Consider the following 16138-nt stretch of genomic DNA (forward strand, 5'->3'; position numbering starts at 1 on the left):
AGCTCCCTGGGATGGATTAATGCCTATAGGAACATGCTATGAACCAAAATCTATCATAGATTCGGCTACGACTGACATCAGATTTGTTCACATGAGAGAGCTAACCAACAAAGTGTTATACCCATTTTATCTGAAGATACTGGTTCTAGTTTAGAAATTATTATTAATTTTTGATTAAAATTATAATGTTATACACTATTCAGTAGTCTCATTTTTCCAGCCTCACTTTAACGAGGACACTGTAGACGACACAGGCGATAATCAGCGAATTGAATGACGGAATACCGAATTCGATAGTCATTCCCCGATGGCGCCCAGGATACAAGCAGCAACGGCAGGCCAGCCCATTAATTGTGTTGATTCTGGTAACGTCTGTCTCTGGCATGTTACATCAAGTAAGTGACGGCTGGTACGTAAAATGTAATAGTCCACCAGCATCACGCCTGCAATAGGCGGAAAAACAACGCCGAGTAGAATAAGGAAACCCGTAAAACGCTCTAAAATCCCCAGCATTGATAGCAGGGTGCCGACCACACCTAATATTATCGTCAGCTTTGTACGACTCAATTTCCTACAGGTGACACCTTCCACAACGTTTGCTAAGGAAAGTGATGAAGAATACAAACAGGCATCGTTGTTCTTGGTCGTCGCAAGAATAACGGTCAACAAGCCTATCCAGCCCGCGCTTTGGGTCATGATAGTGACGACATCGGCGGTATTGAGTGCACGAGCAACCAATATGGCAATGCCGTTGAAAATAAATTCTCCAACAATGATAGAAATCAAAGTCATCCAAAATACATGCCGACCGTTTTGGCAGAAGCGACTAATATCGGGGGTGATAAGGGCCCCTACCATATAGCCACCGGCAACAATAGTGGCACCGGCCCCGAGTGTCATCGGTGCTCCCATAGGAAGACGGGTAACAAGATGAGAGAGTGTGTGTTCCTGCAAAATACCGAATGAAATCCAGCCTATTACCAGAAAGAAAAGGGGCACTGTTATTTTTGCTGCCCAACTTAAGGCGCGAAACCCAAAGGCAACCAATACCGTGAGCGCACCTCCTGCCAGCACAGCAGACCAGGTAAACCCCAATCGTCCCCCTAACGCATAATCCAGACTATGAGCAAAAACGGCATTTTGTACACCGAACCAGCCCACCAGACTGATAGTAAGCAGTATTCCGATTAACACCGACCCGAAACGCCCAAACCCACACCAGCGTGCTAAAAGACTCGTCGATAATCCCTCGCGAGAACCCGCTAACCCTAGCCCCAGGCTAACAAATTCGAGAATTAAACTACCCAGTAAGGTAGCGAGCATCGCTTGACCAAAGGTCATCGAATTACCCAGCATCGCACCTAACATAAATTGAGATAACGCAGTCGTCATGCCAATACGCACCAAAGCAACACTGAGGAAGCTTGAGCGTGCAGTTAGAGGGACACGCTCGGCAACGTAATCGTCAGTGGTAGGTTTATCCTTGTCCATTAATCCTTTTGTCCTTAAAAAGTATGTAAAAATTGTAGAATAGCGATACGGTACAGGTAATCCTCTTACTTTAATAGAAAACCCTGCCGCATTTAGATTTTAGAACTAAACAAACTGTACACCAGGCTGTATAAGTTCCTTTGGGATATACCGATTAAAACCAGTTGATTCACAAAATTCTTGAAATTGCTTCATTGAATTGACACCAGCCTTTTGATATATCGATCCTCTGTATCCTTCGAGCATGCAGTAAGAAATATTGAGCTTTTGGGCTATCACCTTACTGGGCAGTGACTGTTGTAGATAAAACATCACTTCAAGTTCTTTATCATCAAACGTATCACATACAGGCGGTTCCAATATCAATACCGAGGGAGTGAGTTTATTAACATATTGAGAAATGCTAAGAAAATTGAATTTTTTTGCACACCAAATGGTACCTATACATTCGCCGATCTTATTGTATAACGGCGATTTTTCCGCATAATAAGGTTCAAGTTTCGGCTGCCTGCCGTAGTATTGTGTTGTAATTATCGCTACATTTTTTCCGCTTTTCTCAGTCTCTCGATCTTGCTTTCGGAAGTCGGAGGCAAATTCTGCCCAAGGTGCAGGGCATTCATCATCCAGGCGACCTTCAACATCAAATCCAACGGGTATATTACACATATCCAACGCTACCGGATTCATATAAACAAATCGAGATTCGCGATCTTTCACTCCCCAAGAGTGCTCACTTATGTCCATAAACGACCTAAATGAAAGTGAATTAAGAGATTCTACAATCAACTTATGAGACTCAGTCTCTTTTCTGCAATTAACTTCATCCATCATACATAGCCCCCTCATATATATTCAGGCAAATCTACTTAGGGCGACGACAACAAAGTAAGAAGTCGAGGTCACTTTGAGTGAACGTTACTCTCTTGGAGTGGATATAACAAGGATAAATGTAATATTTTTTGTCCAATTGTATCTAATACATTCATTTTTCTACTTTTTATTTTGTTTATAAAATAAACATATTTTTTTTGGGGGGGGGTGAGAGTTTTTATGAGGTTAATAGTCGTTTTTATGAACGAGTCAACGTAAAAGCGACTAACTAAGGTTTTTAACATCTAATTCTAATAAATTTTGTCGTTCAATAGCTTATCACGCTAACGTTTCAGTAATGATAACGACACGATATAATCACTATACGTGTATCGTCTATTTTATATATAAGCCGGTGTTCTTCGTTAATTCGTCGTGACCAATAACCAGATAAATTATGTTTTAAAGACTTAGGCTTACCTATGCCACTAAAAGGAGTACGCTCTATATCTTTAATAAGCTCATTAATCCTCTTAACAAGCTTTTTATCGTTTTGTTGCCAGTAAAGGTAATCTCGCCAGGATTCGTCAGTAAAAAGCTTATTCATCAAGCTGACGTTCCCGCAATTCCCCTTTACTCGCCTGCTCTAACGATGTTAGCAGGTGCATGGTATTTGCTGGAGAGCATAGTAGTAGATCAGCGGTTTCTTTAAGACTTCCGTACTCTGAACTGGAAATCAAAACACAATCTTCTCCATTTTTCCGTGTTATCAGTATGGGTTCACAATCCTGAACGGTTTGAGTCATGATTGAAGCAAGATTTTTCCTGGCGGCGCTATAAGTTGTGTTAAACATTTCGTCTATTCCCAGATTAGATCAATCACAGTAATTGTACAGAAATACTGTACAATTACAAGTTTTCTACTTTTTGATAACTTCTTGGAAAAGTACTAGGAGTATAAGATCGATTAATAATTAGCCATACAGTCATGGTCACGCCGGAAGAATGCAGTAATTTCACGTTCTTCCCATTTCGCCAATGTGGTGTTGAGCGTGGCATAATCCTTTTGTGTCGCAGCATTGAGTAGTTGTTTCATTTCGCTGATTACCGTTTCGGCTTCTTCTCGCTTGCGGAGACAACGCCGGATAACCTGCTTTTCCGCTTCAAAAATAACCTCTTTAAATTGATTGGTTATAGCGTAGATACGGCGGCATTCTTCAGCTAGCATAGGTATCTGGTCTACCTGGAACTGTTTCGGTGAGGGGATACCTGTTACCTTGCGCAAGGCGTACCAGATACCGTTACTCCACGCCCGATTGAACTTGAATCCATTACTTATGCACCAGACTAACCGTGTAAGGTTATTTAAATCGGCGTCATTGAGAAGTGCGGGGGATTGAGGTTGGTATTCTGGATTTTGATATGTCCCCGTTTTTCTTATTTGTGGTAGTACTTCATTGAATACCCAATCCTGAAACTGTTTAGCCTCTGGTTTGTTACTGCGAAATATAACGCGGTAGAGATTAGGTTCGTTGATGTAAGACAGCTCTTGCTGTCCCCCCTTTTGTAAGGGTATACGCTTTACGTACCCCCTTTACATCAAGCATTTCAGATGCCACCCTATGAGCGTTTGCAATAGTTAAAACTTCGCAAACATCTTTCAAGCAGAACCAAGGTTCAGCATTGATTATCTGAACTCGTACATCGTAAATTTCGTGAAATGAAAAACTAACAGTTTGAATGGGTTGAGTAGTCATAGCTTCACCTTTTGCGTATCTGGTTAACCATCACCACCGAAGTTGCTACGCTTACTGGTGGTGAACTGAACGGGTGTAGCAATACCGGTCTACTCAAGTACCGGCGAGCCTTACGGCTCCCCTGTCCAGTCCACCGTAATTTAGAGTGTGACTGTGCACACAAAAAAACCGCATAACGCGGTTGTGCGCTGAGTAGATATCCAGGTTGCTACGCCCGATAGCCGATTTTGCGGCTACGAGCTGAATATAACCCCAGATATCTTTTTCGTCAAATTCAAATGCAAAAAACCCCGACAGCGAAGGCCAGGGCTTTACTATTACCCGTTATCAATACACAGACACGGCAACGTACCCTGCAATAGTGGCTAAATGGCTAAAAAAAGTCAACATATTTATGCGGTTTTATGTATTTTGGCGACTGGTTTGCGCGAGTCAAAAGCCTTTTGCAGAGGTTGATATAAAAGCCACACCGCCGCCTCTAAGATAGCGTCGATTTCATTCCTACAGGTTCCAAACGAAGGTTTCTTGACTCTGTCTCCCCCTCGTCCATTCATTTTACGGGGCGAGGCACAGTGGTGATAATAATTGGCAATCGCACGCCTTGATGTGCATTGTACGTAATAACTGAGCACAATCTTAAATGCCTTGATATCAACGCGCATCACCGTATCGACTACCCGAGAGATCAATAATCCGTCATCATCGTTGCACATTAGTCTTGTAGGGCTTTCTTGCGGATTTACCTTCGCCATGTAGTGGGCGATGATGCTACTCTGTGGCTTCTCAAGTCTGCCGCTGTACACCCAAGCACCCCAGCGTTCCAGCCAGTGGTTAACCCAGTGATACTGCTCATTATTGAGCCTAAGTTGTGCGACGTTCATGCTGCCTCCTGTTCCGTTATGATTATCTCCCTCCTGCCGCCTTTCTACGTCTCCGATGCCAGGGCTTGCTTCATGCAGGCAAAAAGCGTCCATCAGGCTACCCCTTTCAACTCAAGGGCGGGAACACCACTCAGCACCAACTGGCATCGCGCCGTATCACCCATCAAAAAAGGGGCCGGCTTTTCCTGAAAGCCGCCCAGTATGTTGTGCGCATCGTCCATACCAATGAGTACCGGCAAGTAGTTACCCACCCCAGTCAATAACCCAGAGCGATACCTTTTTTCAAATTCTCTGGCACGAAAAGGCGCGTCCTCCTCACTCATCCCGGCAAAATCTATCCAGCCGCCCATCTCCTCTATCACCGCATGGATTAATGCATCGTCAAACACCACGCTGTTACGACGACCGTAACGGCGAATGGCTTGGTAGGCTTTCGACCAGGCTCTTAACGCTTTGCCGTCCTTGTTGCCGTCGATATGCCGGATGAGGTCGGCAGGCTTGGGGAAAAATTGACCGTTGTCCGTGTCACGAGTATGCCCCTGAAAGGCTTTTTGAACGTCGGTCATCTCGTAGTTTTTCAACGCGTTCCAGTAAATATCCACCATGATTTCTGATATCTCACGGCCGTATATTTCCCCTACTGCCGCCATCGATTGCGCGAATTGTGGTTTTTCTGCCTCGTTCATCAGAAAGGTGCTCCCGTGTTCTCGCTGCCGCTCATCCAGCTTTGTAAATTCTGGATGTTTCTGGCCGTGGTCGCTGAATATTTACCGTGGGCGAGGGCCTTGGCATAGTGATTACCCGCCAGGCCCATCAGGCGCTCGACCTGCGCGGCATCCCGTAGCACGGTATCGATGCCGTCGTAGCGCTTGTTTTCAGGGTTTTTGCCCATCAACCAAGGGTCGTAGGTCGCACCGGTTATCGCCTGGCAGAGGTCTTCCGCACTGAATTTTTCTTTCAGCCGCGCCTGAATGCGCTTAGCGCGTTTTTTGTCCAGCCTGGCCTGGGGGTGCACCAGATTTTTTTGCCAGAACGCAAAAACCGTTTTTACACGCTCATCCCCGAAAGGGGATAAAGGGGTTATAATTTCTTTCCTTTTTTTTGTAATAGTTTCTTTTGTGTGTTCTCGAATTGGGAACACCTTTGTTATCGTTTTGAGAACACTTTCTGTTATCGTTTTGGGAACATCTTCAGATATATCGGGTGTCATTGTTTTGAGAACACTTTCTGTTATCGTGTTGGAAACATTTTTTATTGTTCCTGTTTTAGGTACAGTGTTCTCAATTTGAGAGCAGTTCGCGATGATCCACTCCGACAAATTCTTATTAAGACCCATTTTCTTCCCTTCGCTCAATAACACCCTCATTTTGATTAACTCATTTTTGACCACATTGGCTTTTGGACGCGTTATCCGACACAGATCGGCTAGCTGGCTATCTGTGATCCTATCCATACTCTTGTGGAAACCATACGTCTTACGACAAACAGCATGCACGACCTTCGCTTGAGTTCGTGTCAAATTAACACCAATAAGCTCTTCGTATAATTCGTTAGCCAAACGGGTATAGCCCTCATCAATATTCGCCACACGTTGTTCTTGTCTGTCTATTGCCCTGTCGTTACCCTGTCCAGCTTGGCTCATGCTCATTTTCTATTTCCTATGCCGCATTCTTGATCGTTTTCAAAACCTATCCTGTTTTGTTCTTATTTTGAACGACGAAATTTTCGTCGTACTCGTCTGATCTGCAGTCGCGGTGTTTTTACTTAGCGTAAACCAGCAAGGTGGCTTTGATTTCAGAATCTCGCATTGCCATGTGTTTACGGTGAGCCTCAATGATTTTCTGCTTTTCTTTTTCATCAACCGCACCGTCATTGTTAATCGCATCCAGGATCAGCTTATCTACTGCACTGCGCTTAATTGTGGTGCGTAACCCCATGTGATGCAGTTCTACCGTATCGACCTCATCGGCTGAAGGGATGGGGACGACGAGTGCATCTGATCGCTCGGCGAAGTACTCCGCGACCAGGGTTGATTGACTCAACGTTTGCAAGGCCAGTAATTCATCAACGCTAAAAAATCGACAACCTTTGCTTTCGTATAACCGATTGTTAAACTTGGCTTCAGACACACCGAGATAAGCCGCTGCGACACTCCTTCCCCCTTCAATATGTTCACACATCCGGTTAATTAATGCGCGTTTATCCATGATTCCAATGCTTCCTCTGTGGTTATATTTCTACTCAGATTGTGAGAGAATTGGTGGTAATAAAGTCAGGATACTTTACTTGGACGTGGAAAAAGGTCGGGTAAATCAGGGCGAAACTCGTAAGCCAATACTCTCCCCTCTGTGGCCTTCACTAAGGCAGGGACGGTTTCTGGTGCTACACGTTTATTCCCGTTTAACCAGTCACTAATTGTTGATTGAGCCTTGCCACACTTGTTAGCTAGAACTCTTTGATTACCGACAAAAGCAATCGCTTTCTCTAACCCTATATTTCTCATAAATCGTGCTTCCTATCTTTTAAAAAGCGATTTTAGTCATAAACCAAGTTAAATGTCAATCGTTATTACGGTTTGATTGAATATCGTGTAAGCGATACAATCATAAGAGTTAATAAAAGAGGGGTAATCACGTGGACTTTTCAGCAAGATTGAGTCTAGCTATGAAGGAAGCTGGATATACACAGGGTTCTTTAGCCAAAGCAGTAGGCATGGCACAATCTAGTGTGTGGCGCTTGGCAAGCGGCGGAGGAGCCAGTTCAAAAAGATTGTTCAGGATAGCCCGGGTTTTAAATATTAACCCCCACTGGCTTGCTGAAGGGATCGGTGAAATGAAATCGACTCTGGGTGTCGATATGCCCCTGTCAATTTCTAATACTGTCGCTTGTTATGATCCAGAAGAAAGAGCCAAAAAGGATGTGTATCCATTAACAATATATAACCGCATAGAGTGGGTGCTTACCCCCGGCGTAGGGGGTAAAAAGGACTTTGAATCTATGTTTTGGCTTCCTAAAATAGTTGCAGTGAATGCTCAGGTTTCGGTTGATGACTCTATCGCCATCGTAGCGCAAGACGACAGTATGTCTCCTGCTATCAATGAAAAAGATATGGTGACATTGGATACGAGTTATACGGATATTAAAAATGGAAAAATTTATGCTGTCTCTTTTGGTGGTATTGGCATGTTTCGTACACTGTTCGAACTCCCTGAAGAAAAAATACGTTTGAAAAGTAATAACCCTTCTGATTATCCAGAAGTGATTGTCCCTAAAAAGGAGTTAACAATAATAGGAAAAGTATATTATGTTGCCGGCATAATTGATTAAACTTTATTTTTTTCAGCCCACTCGCTTGAGTGGGCTTCCTTTCCGACCTTGTATTTTTCAAAAAACCTTCATTACACAAACGCAACAAATTCAAGTAATAAGATACAGCCAATCGAAAAATAGACGTATTTTTGAAAATAAATACGTGTTGCATTCTTATTGAATCGCACAAGCTATAAATATTTATCGAACAAGCGATTGACTAAAATAATCGTTCGTACTATCATATATTTTATCAACACGGCAAGCACCCCGCGAAGCAGGCAAGGAAAGCCCACGAAGTAGCCGTCCGAGGCGCATGAAAATCGGAATGATTCGCGAAATAGAATGCCCGATATACCCCGCTCAGGCGGATGCTCTTTAACAATTTGGGGTTTGGTAGCACTGACAAAGTGCACCCTTGCGTTTACCCGCTGATTTCTGAATAGATTGCCCTGGCAGCCTATCCAGAAATCAACTGGAGACAAGTTATGGTAACGATCATTCGTAAACCGTCGAGACGCAAGGCAATGTATGGCGGTAATGCCAAATACCGCAGACATCAACGCCGTAAAGCGGAAGCCCTCTCTCGTGAGGCGATCGAAAACAGCCTTGATCGGAGAGGGGGCGATCACGCAAAAATAGTGCGTGCTCAACCTCGCTCGGATGTAGATCGGGCAATTGCTCTAGCGACGGCCTTCCCTTTACGTCAAAAGCCGCAGGACAGTATGTACAATCGGCTGATGCCAAGAGCCTGGTTATTTTCTGTGCGAGGAACAAGCCGAACAAAAAAGGCTATTACCGTTTCTGCTTAGCAGAGGTTTTATTACAACACAGCCCCAGGCTGTCCTACCTATTGGAGTGACTATCATGTTAAAACAAAGCTTTGCTCATCTACAAAAGGTGGGGCAGTCTTTGATGCTGCCCGTTTCTGTTCTGCCGGTCGCCGGTTTATTGCTCGGTTTAGGGTCTGCGGGGTTTGCTTGGCTCCCTGTCACCGTTTCACATCTAATGGCCGAGGCCGGTGGGACCGTATTTGCTCATCTGCCGCTGCTGTTTGCTCTGGGTGTCGCGCTCGGCTTGACTCAAAATGACGGCGTGTGCGCCCTGGCGGTGATTGTCGCGTACGCCATCATGGTAAAAATGTTGGCGATTGTGGCACCCTCTGTTGATACCGGTGTATTCGGTGGCATGGTGATGGGCGGGGTCGTCGCTGTGCTGTTTAATCGCTTCCATAACCTCCGTGTCCCCGCGTATCTGGGCTTTTTTGCCGGTAAACGTACGGTGCCGATTATTGCAGGTATCATGGCTATCCCGGTTGCCTTGCTATTGGCATTGATGTGGTCACCTATCGGACAGAGCATTGAGGCCTTTTCACATTGGGCGATAGTACAAAATCCTGAGCTGGCTTTTGGTGTGCACGGCATGGTGCAACGGACGCTGATCCCCTTGGGCTTGCACCATATCTGGAATGTGCCTTTTCATATGCAAATCGGGGAGTATACCAATGCCACAGGGCAGGTTTTTCACGGAGATATCCCCCGTTATATCGCCGGCGACCCTACCGCAGGGCAACTGGCGGGCGGCTTTTTGTTTAAGATGTACGGGTTGCCCGCCGCTGCATTGGCTATCTGGCACACCGCCAAACCGGAGAACAGAGCGAAAATCGGCGCACTCATGGGGTCTGCCGCATTAACCTCCTTTTTAACCGGCATTACCGAACCGATTGAATTTGCCTTTATGTTCGTTGCCCCGCTGTTGTATGTCATGCATATCCTGCTGTCAGGCTTGGCCTTTTCTCTGGCAATTGCGCTAGAAATGCGTCACGGTACCAGTTTTTCACACGGGCTGATTGATTTTATTGTGCTCAGTCCGCAGGCCAACCGTGTGTGGCTGTTTCCGGTCGTTGGCCTCGCGTATGCCACGCTGTATTACGGGTTATTTCGCCTGCTGATTGTACGTTTTGACCTCAAAACCCCGGGGCGTGAAGCCGGTTTATTACCCTACGTGCAGCAGGATACCCCTATCACCCCGTTGCTTATCCAGGCCTTTGGCGGCAAAGACAACATTACCGCTCTCAACGCTTGCATCACGCGATTGCGGGTCAGCGTGAAAAACAGCAAACAGGTGAATCAACACGCACTCAAGACCTTAGGTGCACAGGCGGTGATTGTGCTCGGTTCCGGCGTGCAAGCCATTTTCGGTGCCCAATCTGAGCAGCTTAAAACCGCGATGGCATTACAGCTCAACACCCCGCAAACACCGCATTAATTTTCTTTTTTTCCCCTTTTCCTCCAGGCCACTGACCTTTTTTGTCGGTAGCGTTGTCGTGGAAAAAAACCTTCAGGAGCACCGTATGCACCCATGGATTATCACTGCATGGCCTCACAGCACGCCTGCGGAAAAACCCAAACGCAATCAATTCATTCAACCAACGAGGTGAACCATGATTTTTACTATCCAAGATAACGCATTAATCATCATGATCAACGGTGTGAAGCGAGTTTTCCTTAACAGCGAGCGGGGCTATGCCCGCATGTCTCAAGCGTATTGTAAAAGCAGAGGGCGACTGGCATGACACCCGAGACGCTTATTGAAGCACGAAAAATAATGAACACGTTCAGTGATCAAGATTGGCACAACATTAATGAACAGGCGGAAGAGTGGGACAAATACTTCACCTTTGACCACATCGCCCAGCTCTTTAAAAAATTGCCCCATTTTGATAGTGAGGCCTTGGCACTCGCCTTGGATGAAACCGAACCCGATGACCTCGATGAGGCATTTTTCAGCATTTTTATCTCAAAAGCGAAGTGGATGTTAGCCAAAGAACGGCTCTACAGTGGCGATGACTATGACGAGGTCTATTATGGAGAATAAAGCCTTTTATCTTAAGCTGGCCACTATCCAACGCGAACTTAATGCACCGAAAAATCAATACAATACCTTTGGTAAATACCACTACCGCAGCTGTGAAGACATTTTGGAAGGCGTTAAGCCGCTGCTGGGTGATTTATTTCTCTCGATAAGTGATGAAATCGTACAAATAGGCGATCGCTATTACGTCAAGGCAACAGCGACCCTGACGGATGGTGAAAATTCGTTTCAGGCCTCCGCCATCGCACGGGAAGAATTGAACAAAAAAGGCATGGATGCGGCACAGCTGACCGGGGCAACCAGTTCCTACGCGCGTAAGTACTGCCTGAACGGCCTGTTTGCGATTGATGATGCCAAAGATGCCGACACCGAGGCCTATAAACAGCAAGAAAACAAGGGAACCCCACACACGAAGTCCACCGTTGCACGGACACCCGAACAATACCTCACCGATTTCACCCACTGGGCGCGTCAATGCAAGGATAAAGTGGCCTTACAGGGGGCTTATAACCGACTGAGCCAGCTGCTTATCCAGCAGCCTGATTTAGCACAAAAAGCCAACGACATTTATCTCACCCACTCAGCAACCTTAGAGAAGGCAGCCTAATGGCACACACCATCACCCTCAAACTCCAACAGGCCGCCAGAGAATTTACGGCCACTGACGCCATCGGCTTCGCCCTACGGGGTGGCGTTAAATACTACGATCGCAAATTAAAAGCCCATGCTTTCACTAACTACCAGGCGGTACTGTTTGCCAAAGCCGGCAATCAAGCAGATTTTTACCGCGAAACACTCAACCCAGGTGCTATCGTTGAGCTCTTCGGTGAAAGCATCAAGATCGACAGCTACGAAGGGAAAAACGGACAAGCGATCGTCTTGGAGCTAAACAATGCACGTTTGGGCTTTGTCGACGCGGGACAGCAGACACAGAGACAACAACCCACCCAAGCGCTACCCCAATACCCTACCAAGGCACCCTGTCAACAAAGCAATGTGATGCCGTTCACAAATTTTAATGACGACGGGGATGACATCCCGTTTTGAGCGGTTCGCTAAGCTGCTCAGTTTCTTGCAGGTGCGAGTCCTGCTGCAATAATTGGTTAGTTTGATTGCGTAGCTATGGCGTACATGTGGAAGGCGACTGAAACATGGAAGCAACGCCGGATAAACGTTGCCCCTGACCCAGTCCGTGGGCGCGCGCAAGCACACAGCCCGTAACGAAAGTGAACCTGAACAAGCCTCGTAAATGTCAGCCACACGGCAATGCTGGGAGAGTGTGGTGTAGGGTGGTTCCGCCGAGCCTTTGGAATGGGGGCGAAGGTCATCGAGTTCTAGTGGATTAACTAACCACTTGAAGCTAGAACGGGAACTCGGGGTATTGAGGATGGGATGTGCGCATAGAACTGAGCGGAACGAACGAGACCTCTACCCGTCGTGGTTTAACCCACCGCGTAATTGAAGATATAAGGTAACCGCCGAAGTTCGAATAGACGCGGGATAGAGGAGTCGGAGGAGGCCATAGTACTGTTGATGATGAGGACAACATAACCTCGTCGGAGAGAAGGGCCTCTGCTTCTGTCATGCTATTTTTTGTAGGAGGCATTACGTGATTGCGAAAGCTGAAAACACGTCGCTAGAAAGAGTGCGAGTACTGCAACGAAAGTTATACCTAGCAGCCAAGACGAATCCAACACGGAAATTCGGCATGCTGTATGACAAGGTGTGTCAGATCGATGTGTTATGGATGGCCTACAAGCAAGTCCGAGCCAACAAAGGTGCCCCAGGCATCGACCAGCAGACTTTTGAAGTCATTGAAAAGGAAGTTGGAGTTGGGTCATTCTTGGCTGAAATCCAAACAAAACTCATGGAAAAGAGGTACACGCCTCTGCCGGTCAAACGGGTGTACATCCCCAAGGCTGACGGAACGCAAAGACCTCTAGGCATTCCCGTTATCGCAGATCGTGTTGTTCAGGCAGCGGTGAAAATTGTTATCGAACCTCTTTTTGAGGCTACCTTCAAGGATTGCTCGTATGGCTTCCGGCCTCGGAAGAATGCACAACAAGCATTGCGGGAAATCTACAAGTGGCTGAATTTCAAGTGCCACTGGGTGGTAGATGCGGATTTGAAGTCGTACTTTGACACAATTCCGCACGATAAATTACTGCTGTCCGTTCGAACCAGAGTCATTGATCGCTCGGTTGTAAAGCTGATCGAGATGTGGCTTAAAGCTGGAGCGATGGAAGAGATGAAAATCCGGAAGGAGACGACCGGTACGCCGCAAGGGGGAGTGATTACTCCGCAAACAATAGTGCAAACTTTCGCGTAAGCTGGGGCCTGCGTTTTCACCGGCGCTGCCTCAAGTCTGGTCATCCGGATGGGAGCATCACTGAGTTTTCCCTCGTTATTGAGACTGATAACGGCACACGGAGTGACCCTCAGCAATGAAACCGAAGCCATTTTCACAACACGTACGTATCACTTTCGAGCCCAGCCGGTTTTCTGACGACCAGCTGACGGATGTTTATGAACAGCTGACTCCCGTTAACCACCACGTGCTTACCCCTCACGACCAGGCCCAGGCCAAACCTCACCGGGCTCCTGCCCGCTCAACCGCTAGACGGAGCAAAATGTTATGAACAAGGCACTGGTCGCACTCTACGCCCGCGTTTCTTCCGGGCAACAGGTAAAAAATGGCACCATCGGCAGTCAGCTTGCAGCAATCAAGGACCGCATCCGTGAGGACGGCCACGTGTTGCCTGACGCCATGCTCTTTATCGATGATGGTGTCAGCGGTGCTACACTTATCCGCCCGCAACTAGAGCGCCTGAGGGACTACGCGGCGGCAGGCGATATTGAATGCCTGTACATCCTGTCGCCCGACAGGCTAGCCCGTAAATACGCCTATCAGGCTCTGCTGATGGAAGAGTTCAGCGCCTGCGGCGTGGAGGTTATCTTTATCTGTCACACCCCCGGCGACACGCCGGAAGACATGATGCTTCTGCAGATGCAGGGGATGTTTGCTGAATATGAGCGGGCAAAGATTATGGAGCGCAACCGGCGTGGTAAGCTTCACGGTGCACGCTGTGGTAATGTCGGTGTCCTTTCCGGTGCACCTTACGGTTATCGGTATATCCGCAGGCAGCCGGACGGGACACCCGCACAGTATATTGTCAACCTTCATGAAGCCTCCGTGGTCAGGAAGATATTTAGTTGGGCTGGCATAGAGCGCCTGAGTCTAGGCGGTGTGGTCAGACGTCTGGCTGAGAAAGGCATAGAAAGCGCCACCGGCAAACCCGGCTGGGACCGCAGTACGGTATGGGGCATGTTAAAGAACCCCGCTTACAAAGGACTTGCTGTGTTCGGAAAAACGAAAAACTGCGCCCCCCGTCCCCGGGTGAGAGCAGCGCGCAACAGTGCAGATATCCTCAAGAACGGTTATTCAGTAATACGAAGTAAGCCGGATGACGGCATCGGGATCCCTGTGCCTGCCATCATCAACAGCGCTCTTTTCTTGACGGTCAACGAACAGCTGGAAGAAAACCGCCGACATGCACGACAGGGGCGCCGGGGAGCCGCTTATCTCTTACAGGGGCTGACTGTGTGCGGCCACTGTCGCTATGCGTATTATGGCAAAAAAGTCAGTAAATCTGCGGCAAAAGGGGGGGCGCAGTATTCTTATTACCACTGTACTGGGACGGATGCTTACCGCTTTGGGGGCATTCGGGTGTGTGACAATAAACAGGTCAGGACATCCATGCTGGATGAAACGGTCTGGGCACAGGTCATTGCGCTGCTGTCTGAGCCGGAACGGCTGAAAAAAGAATATGAGCAGCGTCTAACGCAGGCGTCAGAGCACAGTGGACAGACCGCAGATGCTGAGCGTCTGAAAAAGCAAGAAAATCAGCTAAACGTGGGGCGGTCCCGATTGATTGATAGTTTTGCCGAAGGGCTGATTGGCAAAACAGACTTTGAACCACGGATCAGAGTGATGACGCTCAGGCTGGCGGAACTTGCGCGCCAGAGAGTGAAGGTGAAACAGGCCACAGAGAACCAGCATGAGTTGCTGCTACTGGTTAACCGGGTGGAGGATTTTGCTGCTGCGGTCACGGAACGCCTGAGTACGGACGATTTTCTGATGAAGCGAGAAATTCTGCGTGCGCTGGTGAAACGGATAGAAATTTATCGTGATGAAATTGTGGTGGTTTTTCGGGTGAATCCCGGGAATGATACCAGCCTGGAAGCAGGATCAGACAAAACATATGGCAGAAGTTTGCCAGATTGTTTGCGGAGTAATCACTCCCCCTTGCGGCGTACCGGTCGTCTCCTTCCGGATTTTCATCTCTTCCATCGCTCCAGCTTTAAGCCACATCTCGATCAGCTTTACAACCGAGCGATCAATGACTCTGGTTCGAACGGACAGCAGTAATTTATCGTGCGGAATTGTGTCAAAGTACGACTTCAAATCCGCATCTACCACCCAGTGGCACTTGAAATTCAGCCACTTGTAGATTTCCCGCAATGCTTGTTGTGCATTCTTCCGAGGCCGGAAGCCATACGAGCAATCCTTGAAGGTAGCCTCAAAAAGAGGTTCGATAACAATTTTCACCGCTGCCTGAACAACACGATCTGCGATAACGGGAATGCCTAGAGGTCTTTGCGTTCCGTCAGCCTTGGGGATGTACACCCGTTTGACCGGCAGAGGCGTGTACCTCTTTTCCATGAGTTTTGTTTGGATTTCAGCCAAGAATGACCCAACTCCAACTTCCTTTTCAATGACTTCAAAAGTCTGCTGGTCGATGCCTGGGGCACCTTTGTTGGCTCGGACTTGCTTGTAGGCCATCCATAACACATCGATCTGACACACCTTGTCATACAGCATGCCGAATTTCCGTGTTGGATTCGTCTTGGCTGCTAGGTATAACTTTCGTTGCAGTACTCGCACTCTTTCTAGCGACGTGTTTTCAGCTTTCGCAATCACGTAATGCCTCCTACAAAAAATAGCATGACAGAAGC

The 16138-nt window shown here is 47.2% G+C and carries 18 protein-coding genes and 2 pseudogenes; 8 read left to right on the top strand and 12 right to left on the bottom strand.

Annotated features, from left to right (window positions below):
* Nucleotides 1–208: 208 nt before the first annotated feature.
* The 11 genes and pseudogenes from CCS41_RS05910 to CCS41_RS05960 all read right to left on the bottom strand — a co-directional run bounded on the left by CCS41_RS05910 (nt 209) and on the right by CCS41_RS05960 (nt 7442).
* A pseudogene (locus CCS41_RS05910) lies at nt 209–1491 on the bottom strand (cytosine permease).
* Between the two features lie 105 nt (nt 1492–1596).
* Nucleotides 1597–2322, bottom strand: a complete 726-nt coding sequence (locus tag CCS41_RS05915) for a helix-turn-helix transcriptional regulator (RefSeq protein WP_240313861.1) — start codon at nt 2320–2322, stop codon at nt 1597–1599.
* Between the two features lie 331 nt (nt 2323–2653).
* Nucleotides 2654–2908: a Txe/YoeB family addiction module toxin gene (locus CCS41_RS05920; RefSeq protein ID WP_119797338.1), complete on the bottom strand. Its 255-nt coding sequence runs from the start codon at nt 2906–2908 to the stop codon at nt 2654–2656.
* Entirely contained in the window at nt 2901–3155 is a 255-nt protein-coding gene (locus tag CCS41_RS05925; RefSeq protein ID WP_119797339.1) for a type II toxin-antitoxin system Phd/YefM family antitoxin, read from the bottom strand. Before CCS41_RS05925 ends, CCS41_RS05920 begins: the two co-directional genes overlap by 8 nt.
* A 113-nt stretch (nt 3156–3268) precedes the next feature.
* The gene (locus CCS41_RS05930) at nt 3269–3586 is read right to left on the bottom strand and encodes a hypothetical protein (RefSeq protein ID WP_205411497.1); all 318 of its coding nucleotides are present in this window, start codon (nt 3584–3586) and stop codon (nt 3269–3271) included.
* Between the two features lie 238 nt (nt 3587–3824).
* Entirely contained in the window at nt 3825–4058 is a 234-nt protein-coding gene (locus tag CCS41_RS05935) for a BRO-N domain-containing protein (RefSeq protein ID WP_205411498.1), read from the bottom strand.
* A 392-nt stretch (nt 4059–4450) separates the two neighbouring features.
* Nucleotides 4451–4939, bottom strand: a complete 489-nt coding sequence (locus CCS41_RS05940) for an antiterminator Q family protein (RefSeq protein ID WP_119797733.1) — start codon at nt 4937–4939, stop codon at nt 4451–4453.
* 92 nt (nt 4940–5031) lie between these two features.
* Nucleotides 5032–5625 (bottom strand): DUF6475 domain-containing protein, encoded by a 594-nt coding sequence (locus CCS41_RS05945; RefSeq protein ID WP_119797340.1) that lies wholly within the window; start codon nt 5623–5625, stop codon nt 5032–5034.
* Nucleotides 5625–6587, bottom strand: a complete 963-nt coding sequence (locus CCS41_RS05950; RefSeq protein ID WP_119797341.1) for a replication protein — start codon at nt 6585–6587, stop codon at nt 5625–5627. Before CCS41_RS05950 ends, CCS41_RS05945 begins: the two co-directional genes overlap by 1 nt.
* 112 nt (nt 6588–6699) lie before the next feature.
* A complete protein-coding gene (locus tag CCS41_RS05955; protein ID WP_119797342.1) occupies nt 6700–7146 on the bottom strand; it encodes a YmfL family putative regulatory protein in 447 nt (148 codons plus the stop codon).
* Between the two features lie 65 nt (nt 7147–7211).
* The gene (locus tag CCS41_RS05960) at nt 7212–7442 is read right to left on the bottom strand and encodes a transcriptional regulator (protein WP_119797343.1); all 231 of its coding nucleotides are present in this window, start codon (nt 7440–7442) and stop codon (nt 7212–7214) included.
* Between the two features lie 131 nt (nt 7443–7573).
* Here CCS41_RS05960 and CCS41_RS05965 point away from each other — a divergent pair, with 131 nt between their 5' ends.
* The 8 genes and pseudogenes from CCS41_RS05965 to CCS41_RS16520 form a co-directional block, all read left to right on the top strand.
* Nucleotides 7574–8266, top strand: coding sequence for an XRE family transcriptional regulator (locus CCS41_RS05965; RefSeq protein ID WP_119797344.1), 693 nt, complete (start codon nt 7574–7576; stop codon nt 8264–8266).
* 470 nt (nt 8267–8736) lie between these two features.
* Entirely contained in the window at nt 8737–9060 is a 324-nt protein-coding gene (locus CCS41_RS05970) for a transcriptional antitermination N peptide (RefSeq protein WP_119797345.1), read from the top strand.
* 55 nt (nt 9061–9115) lie between these two features.
* Complete coding sequence (ptsG, locus tag CCS41_RS05975; RefSeq protein WP_119797346.1) at nt 9116–10516, top strand: PTS glucose transporter subunit IIBC; 1401 nt, start codon at nt 9116–9118, stop codon at nt 10514–10516.
* Between the two features lie 303 nt (nt 10517–10819).
* On the top strand, nt 10820–11125 hold the full coding sequence (locus tag CCS41_RS05980; protein ID WP_119797347.1) for a hypothetical protein: 306 nt from the start codon (nt 10820–10822) through the stop codon (nt 11123–11125).
* Entirely contained in the window at nt 11115–11729 is a 615-nt protein-coding gene (locus tag CCS41_RS05985) for an ERF family protein (RefSeq protein ID WP_119797348.1), read from the top strand. The genes CCS41_RS05980 and CCS41_RS05985 overlap by 11 nt, the downstream gene beginning before the upstream one ends.
* Nucleotides 11729–12169: a hypothetical protein gene (locus CCS41_RS05990; RefSeq protein WP_119797349.1), complete on the top strand. Its 441-nt coding sequence runs from the start codon at nt 11729–11731 to the stop codon at nt 12167–12169. The genes CCS41_RS05985 and CCS41_RS05990 overlap by 1 nt, the downstream gene beginning before the upstream one ends.
* A 562-nt stretch (nt 12170–12731) precedes the next feature.
* Entirely contained in the window at nt 12732–13451 is a 720-nt protein-coding gene (locus tag CCS41_RS05995; RefSeq protein ID WP_119797318.1) for a reverse transcriptase domain-containing protein, read from the top strand.
* A 306-nt stretch (nt 13452–13757) separates the two neighbouring features.
* A pseudogene (locus CCS41_RS16520) lies at nt 13758–14897 on the top strand (recombinase family protein); the annotation flags it as partial.
* Between the two features lie 474 nt (nt 14898–15371).
* On the opposite strand, the gene CCS41_RS16525 reads toward CCS41_RS16520, so the two are convergent.
* Nucleotides 15372–16103 carry a reverse transcriptase domain-containing protein gene (locus CCS41_RS16525; protein WP_119797174.1) on the bottom strand — a complete coding sequence of 244 codons (732 nt, stop codon included), beginning with the start codon at nt 16101–16103 and terminating at the stop codon, nt 15372–15374.
* Between the last annotated feature and the right edge of the window lie 35 nt (nt 16104–16138).

It is taken from the genome of Candidatus Fukatsuia symbiotica, assembly GCF_003122425.1.
In the GTDB taxonomy this organism is placed as follows: Bacteria; Pseudomonadota; Gammaproteobacteria; order Enterobacterales; family Enterobacteriaceae; genus Fukatsuia; species Fukatsuia symbiotica.